The 15916-nt window shown below is 33.7% G+C and carries 15 protein-coding genes; 7 read left to right on the forward strand and 8 right to left on the reverse strand.

Annotated elements, in window-relative coordinates:
- The first annotated feature begins 115 nt into the window (after positions 1–115).
- Positions 116–1837 (forward strand): sodium:solute symporter, encoded by a 1722-nt coding sequence (locus tag ACHMWN_RS03635; protein ID WP_397297821.1) that lies wholly within the window; start codon positions 116–118, stop codon positions 1835–1837.
- Positions 1838–1854: 17 nt separating this feature from the next.
- On the opposite strand, the gene ACHMWN_RS03640 is transcribed toward ACHMWN_RS03635, so the two are convergent.
- On the reverse strand, positions 1855–2778 hold the full coding sequence (locus ACHMWN_RS03640; RefSeq protein WP_397297822.1) for a DUF2911 domain-containing protein: 924 nt from the start codon (positions 2776–2778) through the stop codon (positions 1855–1857).
- 131 nt (positions 2779–2909) lie between these two features.
- Here ACHMWN_RS03640 and ACHMWN_RS03645 point away from each other — a divergent pair, with 131 nt between their 5' ends.
- Positions 2910–3755, forward strand: a complete 846-nt coding sequence (locus tag ACHMWN_RS03645; RefSeq protein ID WP_397297824.1) for an NAD(P)H-binding protein — start codon at positions 2910–2912, stop codon at positions 3753–3755.
- On the opposite strand, the gene ACHMWN_RS03650 is transcribed toward ACHMWN_RS03645, so the two are convergent.
- The 3 genes from ACHMWN_RS03650 to ACHMWN_RS03660 all read right to left on the reverse strand — a co-directional run bounded on the left by ACHMWN_RS03650 (position 3752) and on the right by ACHMWN_RS03660 (position 6271).
- Positions 3752–4198: a KTSC domain-containing protein gene (locus tag ACHMWN_RS03650; RefSeq protein ID WP_397303531.1), complete on the reverse strand. Its 447-nt coding sequence runs from the start codon at positions 4196–4198 to the stop codon at positions 3752–3754. The two genes, ACHMWN_RS03645 and ACHMWN_RS03650, sit on opposite strands and share 4 nt — an antisense overlap.
- A 209-nt stretch (positions 4199–4407) precedes the next feature.
- On the reverse strand, positions 4408–5718 hold the full coding sequence (locus tag ACHMWN_RS03655) for a DUF3887 domain-containing protein (RefSeq protein ID WP_397297825.1): 1311 nt from the start codon (positions 5716–5718) through the stop codon (positions 4408–4410).
- Positions 5719–5854: 136 nt separating this feature from the next.
- Positions 5855–6271 carry an OsmC family protein gene (locus ACHMWN_RS03660; protein WP_397297827.1) on the reverse strand — a complete coding sequence of 139 codons (417 nt, stop codon included), beginning with the start codon at positions 6269–6271 and terminating at the stop codon, positions 5855–5857.
- Positions 6272–6432: 161 nt separating this feature from the next.
- Here ACHMWN_RS03660 and ACHMWN_RS03665 point away from each other — a divergent pair, with 161 nt between their 5' ends.
- The 3 genes from ACHMWN_RS03665 to ACHMWN_RS03675 all read left to right on the forward strand — a co-directional run bounded on the left by ACHMWN_RS03665 (position 6433) and on the right by ACHMWN_RS03675 (position 8097).
- Positions 6433–6825 carry a response regulator transcription factor gene (locus ACHMWN_RS03665; protein ID WP_397297828.1) on the forward strand — a complete coding sequence of 131 codons (393 nt, stop codon included), beginning with the start codon at positions 6433–6435 and terminating at the stop codon, positions 6823–6825.
- Positions 6826–6899: 74 nt separating this feature from the next.
- Positions 6900–7370, forward strand: coding sequence for a nuclear transport factor 2 family protein (locus ACHMWN_RS03670; RefSeq protein ID WP_397297830.1), 471 nt, complete (start codon positions 6900–6902; stop codon positions 7368–7370).
- Positions 7360–8097: a class I SAM-dependent methyltransferase gene (locus ACHMWN_RS03675; protein WP_397297831.1), complete on the forward strand. Its 738-nt coding sequence runs from the start codon at positions 7360–7362 to the stop codon at positions 8095–8097. Before ACHMWN_RS03670 ends, ACHMWN_RS03675 begins: the two co-directional genes overlap by 11 nt.
- Here ACHMWN_RS03675 and hisS read toward each other — a convergent pair.
- The 4 genes from hisS to pdhA all read right to left on the reverse strand — a co-directional run bounded on the left by hisS (position 8094) and on the right by pdhA (position 13687).
- On the reverse strand, positions 8094–9629 hold the full coding sequence (gene hisS / locus ACHMWN_RS03680; protein WP_397297833.1) for a histidine--tRNA ligase: 1536 nt from the start codon (positions 9627–9629) through the stop codon (positions 8094–8096). The genes ACHMWN_RS03675 and hisS overlap by 4 nt on opposite strands.
- A 74-nt stretch (positions 9630–9703) precedes the next feature.
- Positions 9704–10864, reverse strand: a complete 1161-nt coding sequence (locus ACHMWN_RS03685) for a DUF418 domain-containing protein (protein WP_397297834.1) — start codon at positions 10862–10864, stop codon at positions 9704–9706.
- Positions 10865–11001: 137 nt separating this feature from the next.
- Complete coding sequence (locus tag ACHMWN_RS03690) at positions 11002–12660, reverse strand: 2-oxo acid dehydrogenase subunit E2 (protein ID WP_397297836.1); 1659 nt, start codon at positions 12658–12660, stop codon at positions 11002–11004.
- Between the two features lie 31 nt (positions 12661–12691).
- Positions 12692–13687 carry a pyruvate dehydrogenase (acetyl-transferring) E1 component subunit alpha gene (gene pdhA / locus ACHMWN_RS03695; RefSeq protein WP_372816819.1) on the reverse strand — a complete coding sequence of 332 codons (996 nt, stop codon included), beginning with the start codon at positions 13685–13687 and terminating at the stop codon, positions 12692–12694.
- A 483-nt stretch (positions 13688–14170) separates the two neighbouring features.
- Between pdhA and ACHMWN_RS03700 the strand changes: the two genes are divergently transcribed.
- Together ACHMWN_RS03700 and ACHMWN_RS03705 are read left to right on the forward strand one after the other, a co-directional pair.
- The gene (locus tag ACHMWN_RS03700) at positions 14171–14725 is read left to right on the forward strand and encodes a C40 family peptidase (RefSeq protein ID WP_397297838.1); all 555 of its coding nucleotides are present in this window, start codon (positions 14171–14173) and stop codon (positions 14723–14725) included.
- A gap of 77 nt (positions 14726–14802) precedes the next feature.
- Complete coding sequence (locus ACHMWN_RS03705; protein WP_397297839.1) at positions 14803–15906, forward strand: CapA family protein; 1104 nt, start codon at positions 14803–14805, stop codon at positions 15904–15906.
- Positions 15907–15916: the final 10 nt, after the last annotated feature.

Below are 15916 nucleotides of genomic sequence, written 5' to 3' on the forward strand. Positions count from 1 at the left end.
AATCAGAGCAAGAATTACCTCCATTTGTAAAAACCTGGAAACAATTTTATAGATTACTAATTCTATGGCTTGCTTTTTTAATCGCATTGTTTTATGCCTTTACTAAATATTTCGAATGAGCTACGTAGATTGGGCAGTATTATTTACAACCTTGCTAGCAATTGTGGGGTATGGCGTTTACAAAAGTAGTGGCCCACAAAGCATGCAGGCTTATTTATTGGGCAATCAAAGTTTGCCTTGGTATACCGTTTGCCTTTCGGTAATGGCTACACAAGCAAGTGCAATTACTTTTTTATCCGCACCAGGCTTGGCTTATTCATCGGGCATGAGCTTTGTGCAATTCTATTTCGGTTTACCATTGGCTATGATTGTGTTGTGCATCACCTTTGTACCTATTTTTCATCGTCTAAAAGTTTATACAGCTTACGAATATCTAGAACAACGTTTTGATTTAAAAACAAGGGCGTTAACTGCTTTTCTATTTTTAATCCAACGTGGGTTATCAACTGGAATTACCATTTATGCGCCATCTATTATTTTATCAACTATTTTAAATATTGATACCACCTATACAACTTTATTTATTGGCAGTTTAGTTGTTTTTTATACTGTTTATGGCGGCACAAAAGCGGTATCTTATACACAGCTTTTACAAATGAGCATTATTTTTTGCGGTTTATTTGCTGCCGGAATTATGGTTGTTCATCTCCTACCAGGAAATATTGGATTTGGTAAAGCTATTGCCATTGCTGGAAAAATGGGAAGAACAAATGCTATTGATTTTCATTTCGATTGGGATAATCCATACACTGTTTGGAGTGGATTAATTGGAGGGTTCTTTCTTCAACTTTCTTATTTTGGTACAGACCAAAGTCAGGTGGGCCGCTATCTAACTGGCGCATCTGTAAGCCAAAGTCGGCTCGGTTTATTGATGAATGGTTTGGTAAAAATTCCTATGCAGTTTTTAATTTTACTAATTGGGATTTTGGTTTTCACTTTTTACCAGTACAACAAACCCCCGCTATTTTTTAACTCTTACGAATTAAACAAACTAGAACAAAGTCCATACAAAGCAGAGCTGAAAAAGATAAATGAAGAGTATAACACGTCTTTTGAAGCCAAAAAATTAGCGGTCATTAAGCTTGATGAAATTCTTGATCAGAATAATAAAACTGCTATTGAACAACAACGTTTAGTGGTAAAAAAAGCAGATGACCAAACAAAAAGCATTCGAAAAAACTTAACAGATTTAATGATTAAAAATGATAAGAATGCTGAAAAAAATGGTGCTACAAATGACAATAATTATGTCTTTTTAAGTTTTGTTACTCAATATTTACCAAAAGGGTTAATAGGCTTATTGATTGCAATTATTTTTTTAGCATCTATGGGTTCTACAGCAAGTGCATTAAATTCTTTAGCTTCTACCACTGTGGTAGATATTTACAAAAGATTAATTAATAAAGAAGCGAACGATTTACAATACGTTAAGGCATCTCGTTGGGCAACCATCATGTGGGGCGTGGTTTGCATTGTTATGGCATTATTTACAAGTAAAATTGGCAATTTATTAGAAGCAGTAAATATACTTGGCTCTTTTATTTACGGAACGATTTTAGGGGTATTTATTGTTGCTTTTTATCTCAAGAAAATTAACGGAAAGTCTGTATTCTATGCTGCAATTTTATCAGAAATTTTAGTTTGTATTTGTGGATACAACAAAGTAGTGGCCTATCTTTGGTTAAATGTTATTGGTTGTTTATTGGTGGTTATTTTATCGCTAATTATCCAACAATACACAAAAAAGGCTGCTGAAAAAACTCCAACAGCCCATTAATTTATTCCATTGGAATTCTAATTTCTTCTAACTTCTGTGGTAGTAAAGGTCTTAGTTCTTGTTACAACTCCGCCATTACTTTTTGATTTTGCTTGACGTTTTGCATCTTCCAAAACTTGCGTGTTTAATCTTATGTATTCATCATCTTTATTTGCAACAGCTAAATCAACTCCAGCTTGTGCAGTGACCAGTGCTCCGGCAATATCTCCCATTTTCAACTGTATTTTAGCTTTCCATAGTTTAATATATGGCACTTTTGGATTTGCTTTTTCAGCTTCATTCATCCAACCTAATGCAGTTGCTAAATCCTTGCCGTTATCTAAGTAATACTGTGCTGCGCCAACATAAGGTTTTTTATCTGTCTTCATTGCCGCATCAATACTTGCCATTACTTGCTCATCAATAGAAGTCGTAATGTTAACAGCTATTGCAGTGTTTTCCCACATGATGTGAAGTTGAGCAGAGGTTGGCAATACATTGGTAAATTGCATAGCAAAAGTTTCCACCTTATCTTTCACCTTCATTGGTTTTACTTTGATACGTAAAATATCATCCGCTTCTTTATACTCATATGCGCCCCATTGCTTTGAGGTTTTGTTTAAAATTACAGTCCACTCTGTTTTATTTGGAATAGTAAATAAACCATATTCACCGGCCGGAACATCTTGTCCTTCGATTTTTACCGCGTCAGTAAATTTGATTACAGTTGCTGAATTTGCTCCAGTGCGCCAAACTTTATTGTAAGGTTCTAATCCTCCAAATATTTTACGGCCCTTTACATTTGGTCGAGAATAAACTAGTGTAACTTTCCCAAGCCCCAAATCTTGAATAAGAGTTTGACCACTACTTGCTTGTGGCAATTTAACTCCTTGTGCATTAAGTTGTCCTTGCATACCTAATGCTACAAAAAGTAACACAATACCTTTGATTGTAATTTTCATTTTTTTGTTTTTAGTTTTCCGATTAAAATTAAACATATCATTAGATAAAATATGTTCTCTTAGAAATTTTCTTTTTTGGTGACATTGTTTAGCATTGATTAACCTATCTTGTTCAAAATTCATTCTATTAAATGACAAATAATCAAACAGAACAAAAAAAGAAAATAAGCATTTTAGGATGTGGCTGGTATGGATTTGCTTTAGCAAAAAGTCTAATTAAGAACGGATATTCAGTTAAAGGATCAACCACTAGTGAAGATAAATTAACCCTACTTAAAGAGACAAACATCGAAGCTTACCTGGTTAATTTCGAGGCAGATAAATCTGAGTATGAAGCTAGTTTCTTTGATTGCGACTTGTTAATTATTAGTATACCTCCTAAAAAAAATTCATTGCAGTTGCAGGATTTCCCTGTTAAAATTAAAAACATAGCAGAAGCTGCCGCAAAAGCAGATGTTAAACAGGTTATTTTTATTAGTTCTACAAAGGTTTATCAAGATGGAAATTTTGTTGTAGATGAAAATATAATTCCTCAACCAAATACTGATTCTGGAAAAGCAATACTTGAAGCAGAACATATTTTAATACAAAATCTAATTTTCACCACAACTATTATCCGTTTCTCGGGGTTAATTGGCCCAGAAAGGAATTTAGCAAAGCATTTTGCTGGTAAAAAAAATATTGCTAATGGATTAGCCCCAATAAACTTAATTCATTTAACTGATTGCATTGGAATGACAGAGGCGATCATTCAGCAAAAAGCATTCGGAAAAATATATCACGGTGTAACTCCTAATCATCCTTCTAGAAAAGAATTCTATACTAAAGCTTGTATTGCATCTGGCTTAGAAGAGCCATCATTTATGGATGAATTAATGGATTGGAAACAGATAGAAAGCAAAAACGTATTCGAAGTTTTAGCTTACGAATACGTTTTTAAGATTTGGGATAAATATTTTGAGACACTAGCTGATTAAGCAGTTGCCAATTTACTCACATTACGATAAGGAAATGCGTTGAAGATGTGTCTTCTAGCAAATCTTCCTGGAGAGTCTGCGTTTACTAATTTGATATACATCGCTCTTGGCACATCAAAATATTCGTAACCACTACCGTCAAAAAAATCGATTCGTAGAATTTGATCTTTATATTGAAAATCTTGAATATTTGATAATGTTGTAGTTTGAATATACTCTTCTTTTGCATGCTCCAAAGTTTCTGGTGCAATGCTTAATAAAAAATTATATGCTTCAATAATTTCTTTGCTTTTTTCTTCCGCTTCAGTATGTTTTTCTGCATCATCGCTAAATTTATCAGGGTGCCAATCTTTCATCAAGCCTCTATAAATACTCTTGATTTCTTTTAACTCTGTAGCTTTAGTAACGCCTAATGTCTTTCTGTAATCTCCAACTTTTTTCATTCTGTTTTCATTTCTGTTTATTGGAAATGAAGCTTTCATGAGTTGGTTGTTTATATAAGAAACAACTCATTCAGGATTCATAAACCTTTTTATATGTTATTGTTTATGAAATGATTGCAAAATTTTAAAGCGCAACTCCCAGTAAAACAATTTTTGTGCAAAGGTACGCTTTTTAAAGGAAAATTCTAATAGTCGGCTTACTAATTGTTTTATTTAGCCTTTATCCATACTGCAATATCATCAATTAGCTTTTCTGATACATTTACAGGAACTTGGTATTGTGCCATTGTTCCTTTTTCTGTTTGTGGACTTAACAAATGATTTAACTCTGGATATAATTTCAATGTTACATTAGATTTTTTGCTCAATGCAGTATTCCATAAATTGTAATCGATTTCAGATACTTGAAAATCATTCCCCCCCTGAAAAACAAGCATACGTTGTTTTATTTTTTTTGCAGCAGCTACTTGATCATAAGAGTTTAAATCAACCCAATAAGATGCTGGCAAACCAATTACAAGCGAATCTGGTTTTATGCCACCCAATTGCGAAATTCTACTTTTTTGTATTGTGCCAATTGCTTCCTGCAATTTATCTTTAGTAGCTTGTGTAGTATCTTTTGAAAGTTCAAACATATATTTATTCTGATCTAAAATAATGTCTGTTAACTTTCTAGCAGGTGCTGCAGCTAAAATAATTCCTTTTAAATCTGGTGCCATAGTTGCTAAACGAGGAGCAAGCATTCCACCTAAACTATGCCCTAACAAATAAACGTTTTTCGAATCTGCTCCAGACACAGTTTTAGCTAAAGCAATAGCAGCCAAAGCATCATCAGTTACTTCTTCCTTAACTGTAAATGCACCTCTAAAATCATTTGGATAAATTAATGTTCTTTTTACATAACGTACACTAGCAATTCCTTTTGTTGCTAGACCTAAAGCCAAATCTTTTAAAGGCTTATTTGGACCTACAGTTTCATCCATATCACCAGGTCCAGAACCATGTACAAGAACAACTATTGGGAAATTTTTAACGTTTTTAGGCGTGGTAATTATTGCTGCAAGTTGATGACCAGGAGACTGAAGATAAACCGATTTTTCTTGATATAAAGTGGTATCAGCTGCATAACTTGGTTTTGTATATACCACGGCTTTTGGAGCCATAAAAAGTCCAACTAATTTTTCACTTTTATCGAAAGCTAGCATAAAATCTTGCTCATCCTTTTCAAATTTGCCATTTACAATTACAATATAATATTGCCCTTGTATTTTACTTTGAATAGCCTCTAAAGATTCTGTTTTACCTAATTTTGTTTTTACAGAACCCCACAATTGTTTTAAATTTTCGACAGAAATTTTAGCCTGTTCACTTTCTGCAAAATAAGCATGAGCTGTATCAAATTTGCTTTCTTCTAATAAGGTGAAAAACTGGTTGGCTTTGCCAAATAAGCTCAAAACATTTTGAGAAAATGAAACTGTACTGATAAATAATAGTGCAACTAAGAGGATGGTTTTCTTCATAAAAAATATAATTACCTCACATTTAGTGAGATTCAAAGTTAATAATATTTAAATCGCTTTAATGTTAAAAACTGTGAAATAAAAACGCTGTTCCAGAAATTGAAACAGCGTTATTTTATTGAAAAAGAAATAGAGATTATAAAAGCTCCGCTTCAATAGTTATTGTAGTATTTAACAATTTAGAAATTGGGCAATTTGCTTTTGCATCAGCAACAAGCTCATCAAATTTACTTTGTGAAAGACCTGTTGCTTTAACTTTTACCTCTAAATGTATGTCTACAATCTCTCCTTTTTCTGGATTAAGATTAACAATAGCTTTAGTAGTAATTTCTTCAGGCGTAATATTTTCTGCCGAAATATTAAAGCTCAATTTCATGGTAAAACAACCAGAATGTGCCGCAGCAACCAGCTCTTCAGGGTTTGTACCTACACCTTCTTCAAAACGACTTTTGAAGGAATATTGCGTCTGATTTAATGTTCCACTTTGTGTGGTTAATGTTCCTTTACCGTCTTTTCCTGTGCCATTCCAAACGGCTGTTGCATTTCTTTTCATAATTGAATTAGTTTTAAATAAAGAAAGATAATGTATGTTACATAAGTATGCTTATACCAATTATTCGACACTAAATTTACTCATATTTTCTCTAAACAAATTTAGTTTAAAATATCATTGCAATAAATATATTTGTAATAACATTAAAATATAATACCGCATTGGCAAAAAATACTAAATCGTACAAAAACATCTTAGTTATAGAAGATAATCATGCTATTTTAGATGTGATAACATTAATTCTACAAAGTGAGGCTTATAAAGTTTCTGGACTAAATAAAAGTGCGAATATGATGGATCATATTCAAACTTTCCAGCCAGATTTGATGATACTTGATATCATGCTTCCTGATGCTGATGGTAGGGAATTATTAACTCAAATTCGCACAAACGAGAAAACCACGAATATTCCAGTCCTCATGATTTCTGCAAAATACACGGCTCAAAATATTCAGCATGGCCCACATAAGCCAAATGGATTTTTAGCTAAACCTTTTGATATAGATGACCTTTTGGATAAAATTGAAGGTATTCTCGCAGGAAAAACTTATTAATAATCGTTGACTTAAGTTAACACCAATAAACTTCGTTCAGCGATAATTTCTTACATTTAAGAAAACTAAAGCTAATGAACTCGAACGAAGAACTCATCAACACTTTTTATACCTGTTTTAAAAATAAGGATTATAAAGGTATGCAAGCTTGTTATGCAGATAACGCTATTTTTAGTGATGCTATATTTAAAAATCTAAATGCGGCACAAGTAAAAGCGATGTGGGAAATGTTGATTTTGAAAGGCAAAGATTTGCGATTAGAATTTAGTGATATTTCTGCTAATGAAACTACTGGTAAGGCGCATTGGGATGCTTATTATACGTTTTCAGCATCTGGCAAAAAAGTAATCAACCGAATTGATGCTAGCTTTGAAATTGAAAACGGAAAAATCATTAAACATGTGGACCATTTTAATTTCTATACCTGGGCAAAACAAGCATTGGGAATAACTGGTATTTTGTTAGGTTGGACAGGATTTTTGAAAAACAAAATTCAAGCTACAGCATTAAGTAATTTAACTAAATTCATGAATAATGAAAGATAATTTCTCTACCCAATCTGCTCAATATGCTAAGTTTAGACCAAAATATCCTGAAAAACTCTACGATTTTCTTTTTTCAGAAGTAGTAAATACAGAATTCGCTTGGGATTGTGCAACAGGAAATGGTCAGGTTGCGGTAGAGCTCTCTAAAAAGTTTAATCATGTTGACGCTACAGATATTAGTGAGAAGCAATTGATCAATGCACCACAATTATCCAACATTACTTACAAAGTTGAATCCGCAGAAGAAACTCAATTTCCCGATAACCATTTTGATTTAATTACTGTTGCACAAGCCATACATTGGTTTAAATTTGACTCATTCTTCACGGAAGTAAAACGTGTTTTAAAACCAAGTGGAGTATTTGCCGCTATAGGTTATGGCATTATGCAGATAAACCCCGAAATAGACAAAGTTGTCCATTATTTATATGAAAATATTTTAGGCAACTATTGGGATGAAGAAAGAAGACACATTGAAGATAACTATCTTAACATTCCCTTTCCATTTGCAGAGATAGAAAGTCCAGCATTAGAAATTTTAACCCGATGGAATTTTGAGCAATTAGTTGGTTATTTAGAAACATGGTCTTCATTACAACATTACATTAAAGCAAGTGGAGAGAACCCGATGAACTTGGTTTATGAAGATTTAAAGAAAGCATGGGGAAATAATGAGCAAATGGCTGTTCATTTTCCGCTTTTACTTAAGGTTGGAAGAAAATCTTAAGTACTCAGTTTTGCTATAATGGCAGCTACATCCAACTTTTGTTGATCTCCGCTTTCCATATCTTTTAAAGTTAGCAAACCGCTATCCACTTCATCTGCGCCAATTAAAATCACATAAGGGATATTTTTAGAGTCTGCATAACTCATTTGCTTTTTAAGTTTCGCTGCCGATGGATATAATTCTGCAGAAATATTAGCAGTTCTTAATTGTTGCAAAATTGGCAAAGCATATATCTCTGCTATTTCATCAAAATTGCTAATTAACACCTTAGTTCCCTGTGCTGCAGATGCTGGAAATAAGTTGAGTTCTTCTAACACATCGTAAATCCGATCGGCGCCAAATGAAATTCCGACTCCTGTTAAATCTTTTAAACCAAACATGCCAGTTAAGTCATCGTAACGACCACCACCGCCAATGCTTCCCATCGCAACTTCATTAGTTTTAACTTCGAAAATACAGCCCGTGTAATAGTTTAAGCCACGAGCTAATGTTATATCAAGTTCAATTTCATTCTTTAATTTCGCATTTTCACCTGTGATCTTAGAAACGTAACCAAAAACAGTTTCAATTTCTTCAATTCCTTTTAAACCAACTGCTGAAGTTGCTAATACCAACTTTAAGCTTGATAGTTTTTCATCGGTAGTACCTTGTAATAAAATGACTGGTTTTAGTTTTTCAATATCACCATTTGTAAAACCACGCTCTAATAATTCTTTCGTTACGCCATCAAACCCTATCTTATCTAATTTATCAATCGCGACAGTCATGTCTACAATTAATGCTGGCTTACCAATAATTTCCGCTATGCCTGATAAAATTTTACGGTTATTAATTTTTATGGTGAAATCGTTTAAACCTAAGTTTTTTAATGCTTCGTGATAAATTAGGATAAATTCCGCTTCATTTAATAAAGACGGAGAACCTACTACATCTGCATCACACTGATAAAACTCTCTATACCTGCCTTTTTGCGGTCTATCTGCTCGCCAAACAGGTTGCACTTGAAAACGTTTAAAAGGTAAAGAAATTTCGCTTTGGTGCATTACCACATAACGAGCAAAAGGCACGGTTAAATCATAACGGAGTGCTTTTTCAGAGATATCTGTAAGAATAGTTTTGCTTACATTTTTATAAAGAGAAATGGCCTTCTGTAATTTATTATACTCTTCCTTACTTCCAAATACCACAGAAGCGTGTCCACCTAAAACAATTTTATCTGGATTAGAATCATCATTTTCAGCAATATAACCTTGTGCTTCTTCAAATTCTTTTTTGAGATGACTAATTTTATCTAAAACTTTTTGACTTAAATATTCACCACTATTTAAAATTTTAAAGATTAATTTATCGCCTTCATCACCATATTTACCTGTCAAAGTTTGCAAGTTCTCCATACTTGGAGTTTGAATTTCGGCATACCCATATTTTTTGAACACAGTTTTAATCGTGTCAAAAATATAGTTGCGTTTCACCATTTCTTGTGGCGAAAAATCTCTTGTTCCCTTTGGTAAACTTGGCTTGGTAATAGACATGGCGCAAAAGTACAAAAAAGATTAATGAACATGTTAAGACATACTCTTCTTGTTCTTTTATATCTAGATTGATTTTATTTTTTTAGTTGTAGACGTTTACGGTAACTTAATTGTCGCCAAATCCATTCTATTGGCCCATAATTATATTTTGATAACCACCATTTGCTAAAGTAAACTTGTACCATATAAACAACTATCGCCAATACTATGTAAAACCAAAGTGGTTTAGTGTTCCAAATACCTAAGCCAAAACCAGAAAAAACAAGCAAACCAATTAAATTTTGTGTCATGTAATTTGTCAATGTCATTTTACCCATAATAGCCATACTTGCAAAAGCATTTTTAAATTTCCCGGCTAGGTATAGCCAGCAAATTGCAGTTGCAATAAAAAGCATGGAACTTAAAATTATCCAATAACGTATATTGTAAAATTGAGAAACATGCCATTTCAATTTTTCATCTAACATTGAAAATCCTGTTAACAATATTGCAATAATCAAAAAACTCCAAAATGCAGTTTTAATCCATTTTTTCTTGCTTTGCAAGTCATTAAAAAAGTTGATTTTATACAAAGAAAATCCCCATAGAAAACAACAAAACATGACTACATGAACAGTATATAAATAAGGTTTACTAATTATTTGCACTAAATAAGTAGCTTGTAGTCCAAAGCCTAAAACATCTATTGGATTACTACTTTTATACAAGGGAAACAATTTAGGTACTTCTGTCCAATTGGTGTTTTTTAAAGAATAAATATAGCTACTCAGTGCTGGAATAGAGAGCAATAAAATTAAACTAGTGATAAATGCAGTTTTTGCAGATGCACGATAAAAACACAACAACAACAAACCTAGCATTGCATAATCTTTTAGGATATCGCCAAAAAACAATGCACTATTAACTAAAGCCAACACCAATAGCCAAAACATCCGTCCTGCGAAAAAGCTATATGGATTGTGCCCTTTTTCTTTAATATTATTCATGAGAACAGCAAAGCCATAACCAAAAAGCAAGCTCAATAGTGTCCACGATTTTGCAGAGAAAATAATGCTGGTCACATAAAAAAGAATGTTGGTGATGAGGTATGGTTTAAAATTTGTCCAATCTCTACCTAGTGTGAAGAAATCGAAATAGTTCATGAGTACAACACCAAAAAGTGCCCAGCCTCTAAGTACATCAACTATTACTGTACGCTGGTTTAATTGAATTGGCTGATTAAGTACATTATCCATATGCGCTGAAATTAAATGTTTTAACTAAGATAATGTTATTTTTAATTAACACTGAAACAAAAAAAGCTACCCTTATGAGGTAGCTTTTCAAATTTATTTACGAGATCCTTCGACAAGTTCAGGATAGCAATCTTACATTATGCTAATAATCTGATTGGTTCTTCTAATAACCCTTTTAACGTTTGTAAGAATTGTGCTCCAGTTGCTCCATCAACCACACGGTGATCGCAACCTAAAGTCAATTTCATTACATTACCAGGAACAACCGCACCATTTTTAACAACTGGAATTGCTTGAATTGCACCAACTGATAAAATTGCACCGTCTGGAGAGTTAATAATAGAGGTAAATTCATCAATACCAAACATACCTAAGTTAGAAACAGTGAATGTACTTCCTTCCCAATCTGCTGGTTGTAGCTTTTTCGCTTTTGCTTTTTGACCGAAGTCTTTCACTTCTGCAGAGATATGAGATAATGATTTTCCATCAGCAAAACGAACAACTGGCACTAACAAACCATCTTCAACAGCCATAGCTACACCAATGTTGGTATGCTCATTGAAACGAATTTTATCGCCGCCCCATGATGAATTAACAGCTGGGTGTTTTTTCAAGGCAATAGCAACCGCTTTAATTACGATATCGTTAAAAGAAACTTTTACTGGAGCAACTGTATTAATTGCTGTACGAGCAGCGATAGCGCCGTCCATATCAATGCTAACAGTTAAGTAGAAATGTGGAGCAGTAAATAAACTTTCTGCCAAACGTTTTGCAATTACCTTACGCATTTGCGAAACCGGTTGTTCAGTAAATTTAACTTCGCCAACATAAGTTGGAATTACTGGAGCAGGAGCCGCAGCTTTTTCGGCAGGAGCACCAGCAGTTGTTGCAGCTGGGGCTGCTGCAGCAGCAGGTTTATAGTTTTCGATATCTTTTTTAATGATACGACCACCTTCTGCACTACCAGCAACTTGTGCTAAATCAATTCCTTTATCTTTCGCAATTTTTTTAGCCAATGGCGACGCAATGATACGACCGCCGTTTGAATTAGATACTACCTGCGGTTTTTCTTCTTCTTTTGGAGCTTCGGACTGTTTACTTTCAGCTTTAGGTTCTTCGCTTTTAGCTTTTGCAGGGGCATCGCCTTGTGCTAAGATGCCAGAAATATCTGTTCCTTCCGGACCAACAATTGCTATAATACCATTTACTTTGGCTGCTTCACCTTTGTTAACGCCAACATGCAATAAAGTTCCAGTTGCGTAACCCATCACTTCCATAGTAGCCTTATCGGTTTCTACATCAGCTAAAATATCGTCGTCTTTTACTTTATCACCAACTTTTTTATGCCATTCAGCGATAACACCTTCAGTCATTGTATCACTTAATAAAGGCATACGAATTACAGTTACGCCTTTTTTAGCTAATTCTTCTTCACTTAAACCACCATCCTGAGCTGGTGCTTCAGTTTTTGCTTCTTCTTTTGGAACTTCTTCAGTTTTAGGTGCCTCTGCTTTTGCAGCGCCTCCTTCAGCTTCAAGCGCAGCTTTGTAATCTTCGCCTTCTTTACCAATTACTGCAATCACAGCATCAACCGGAACAGCTTTACCTTCTTCAACGCCAACAAATAATAACGTTCCATCCCAGTAAGATTCTAAATCCATCGTAGCTTTATCAGTCTCCACTTCGGCTAAAACATCACCGCTTTTAACTTTATCGCCCACTTTTTTATGCCACTTCGCCATTACCCCTTCGGTCATGGTATCGCTCATTTTGGGCATTTTTACTATATCAGCCATTTATATATATTTCTATTGAAATGCGTTTTTATTAATTTTCTTGGTAAGGATAATCTGATTGCATGTACACATCTTTGTACAGTTCTGATGCGTCCGGCCATGGTGATTCTTCAGCAAATTTCACTGATTCATCCACAATCTCTTTTACTTTTTCTTCAATTGAAGTAATCCAAGCATCATCAGCATATTTCTCTTTTAAAATCACTTCTCTTACTTGTTCAATTGGGTCTTTCGCTTTGTATTCTTCCAACTCATCTTTGGTACGGTATTTTGCTGGATCTGACATTGAGTGACCTCTGTAACGATAAGTTCTCATTTCTAAGAAAGTTGGGCCCTCGCCATTACGAGCACGTTGAATTGCTTCATCCATTGCATTGTGTACCGCAACTGGATCCATACCATCTACAGGAGCACATGGCATATCGAAACCTAAACCAATTTTATAAATATCTGTCATGTTTGTAGTGCGCTCTACAGAAGTTCCCATGGCATAACCATTGTTTTCGCAAACAAAAATTACTGGTAATTTCCATAACATCGCCATGTTAAATGCTTCGTTTAAAGCACCTTGGCGCACTGCTCCATCTCCCATGTAGCAAACATTAACGTTTTTAGTTCCTTTATATTTTTCTGCAAAAGCGATACCTGCACCTAATGGAATTTGACCACCAACAATTCCGTGACCACCATAAAAATTGTGTTCTTTGCTAAATATGTGCATCGAGCCACCCTTACCTTTTGAGCAGCCAGTAATTTTACCATACATCTCAGCCATGATACTATTTGCGCTTACACCTAAAGCTAGTGCATGTGCGTGATCGCGATAAGCTGTAATCATAGAATCATCTGGCCCCATTGCAGAAATTGCACCAGCAACAACCGCTTCTTGACCAATATATAAATGACAAAAACCACGAATTTTCTGCTGTCCGTATAGTTGTCCAGTTTTTTCTTCGAATTTGCGCATTAGCAACATCGACTCAAACCACTTCAAATAGGTATCCTTATTAATTTCTACTGCACTCATGTTGAGGTATTGATTTTTTTGTTTGTGAGAGCAAATCTAATTTTTTTTATGCAATTTCTGATAAGAATTAATGTAAAATTATCCGTATGTAGTAGTCAAACTACTAGATTTCAGCCTTGTTCTTAAGATTATCAAATATTTATTTTACTGCAATATAAGGATATGTATAATTAATATTTTTCCCTTTCCTACAATTGCAATAAATTTTAGAATTACTTAAAAATAATAGAAAAATAATATTCTGTTTAAACTTTACCTTTTATTTGATAAATTATCAACAGTTTATAATTTTAATTCTTTGAAAGAAATCGATCCAATACTTATTTTTCTTTTAAAAAAGAGCAAAATGTTAATAACTTTCAGTTTTAACTGAAATACATTTGGATAACATTTGTAAATAATCTATTTTTGCTTCCCTAACAATAAGCCCTAGTGGTGTACGTTTAAGTGTAAGTGTCATTTACCCAAACTTAACAGTATAACATGATTAAAAAGTTTTTGTTTTCTACCCTTATTGTCATTTGCAGTTTATCTACTGTATTTGCTCAAAACAAGACAAAAGAAACCAATAAATTAGAAGACCCAGATAATTTAGCCTCGCAATATTTTTCGCAGGTAATGGGTGTGGCTGTAGATGCAACCTCTAACTTAAAATTATATAAATTCATTTACGAATGGATTGGAACTCCCTACCGCTTTGCGGGAAATACCAAAAAAGGAATTGATTGTTCAGCTTTTGCGAAAACTATTTACGATAAAGTGTTTAATACAACCATATTACGTAACTCTCGTGATATTTTTAGTACAGTAAACCCATTATCTAAAGATGAGTTAAAAGAAGGTGATCTAGTTTTCTTTAGAAGTAATGGCCGTACAATTTCTCACGTAGGCGTTTATTTAGGCGATAATCGTTTTGCACATGCTTCCTCATCTAGAGGTGTTGTAATTAGCAATTTAAACGAACCATATTATTCTCGCATTTTTTATAAGGGCGGAAGAATTTTAGAAGCGACGAAGAAAGATTTTGTAGAAGAATAATTAGTTAACTATTGACGTTAACCTAAAACATATAATCCTTCCTGGTAAATCGGGAGGGATTTTTTTATGAACAAAACATGAATAAACTTTTTAGCACTACCTTTTTAACTATTCTTGTTGCTTATTTTTCAATGAGTTGCCAAAGTGAAACTACTGCAGCAGCACAAAAAAACAAAGCTGATAGTATAAAGGTTAGAAAAATTAAAGATACAATTACCATTACTGCTGTAGGCGACATGATGCTTGGCTCTGCTTATCCAAGTAAGCTTAATTTGCCACCCGATGATGCAGTTCATAGTTTCAATGCAGTTGCTTCCTTTTTAAAAGGAGATATCGTTTTTGGAAATTTGGAAGGTTGCTTTTTAAATTCAGGAAATTCTGATAAATGCAAAGGCATCAATCCTAATAATTGTTATGCGTTTAGAATGCCAGATCGCTATGCCGAAATTTATAAAAAGGCAGGTTTTAATGTGTTAAGTATTGCTAATAACCATGTTGGCGATTTTAATGCAAAAGGTCGAAAAAATACAGCTAGAATTTTGGACTCGTTGCAAATACATTACGCTGGTCAGCTAAACAAGCCTTTTGAAATTTTTGTAATAGATAGTGTTAAATATGCATTTTGTGCTTTTGCACCTAATGAAAATACGGTATCTATTAAAAATATTGATAGTGCAAAAATGTTAGTTACTGCACTTAAAAAGCAAGCAGATATTGTAATTGTTTCTTTTCATGGTGGAGGTGAAGGCGCAAATTTTGAGCATGTAACTCGCAAAACGGAAATCTTTTTTAAAGAAAACCGTGGAAACGTTTATGAATTTGCACACGGAGTAATTGATGCAGGCGCAGATGTCGTTTTAGGTCATGGGCCACATGTTACTAGAGCGGTTGAAGTATATAAAAATAAATTCATCGCCTATAGCTTAGGCAATTTTTGCACCTATGGCATGTTTAGTTTAAAAGGGTCAAATGGTTTTGCTCCATTATTGCAATTAAAAATAAATTCAACTGGTGACTTCTTATATGCTGATATAATTTCTGTAAAACAGGATAAAGTTAATAGACTTACTCTTGATGAAAATAATACTGCGTTTTACAAAATTAAAGGATTAACAAACTTAGATTTTGCAGGTCATAACTTATTATTTAATGATAACAGCAGAATAACTTTAAAAGATTAATCAAAAAATT

It is taken from the genome of Pedobacter sp. UC225_61 (assembly GCF_044452285.1).
Classification (GTDB): Bacteria; Bacteroidota; Bacteroidia; order Sphingobacteriales; family Sphingobacteriaceae; genus Pedobacter.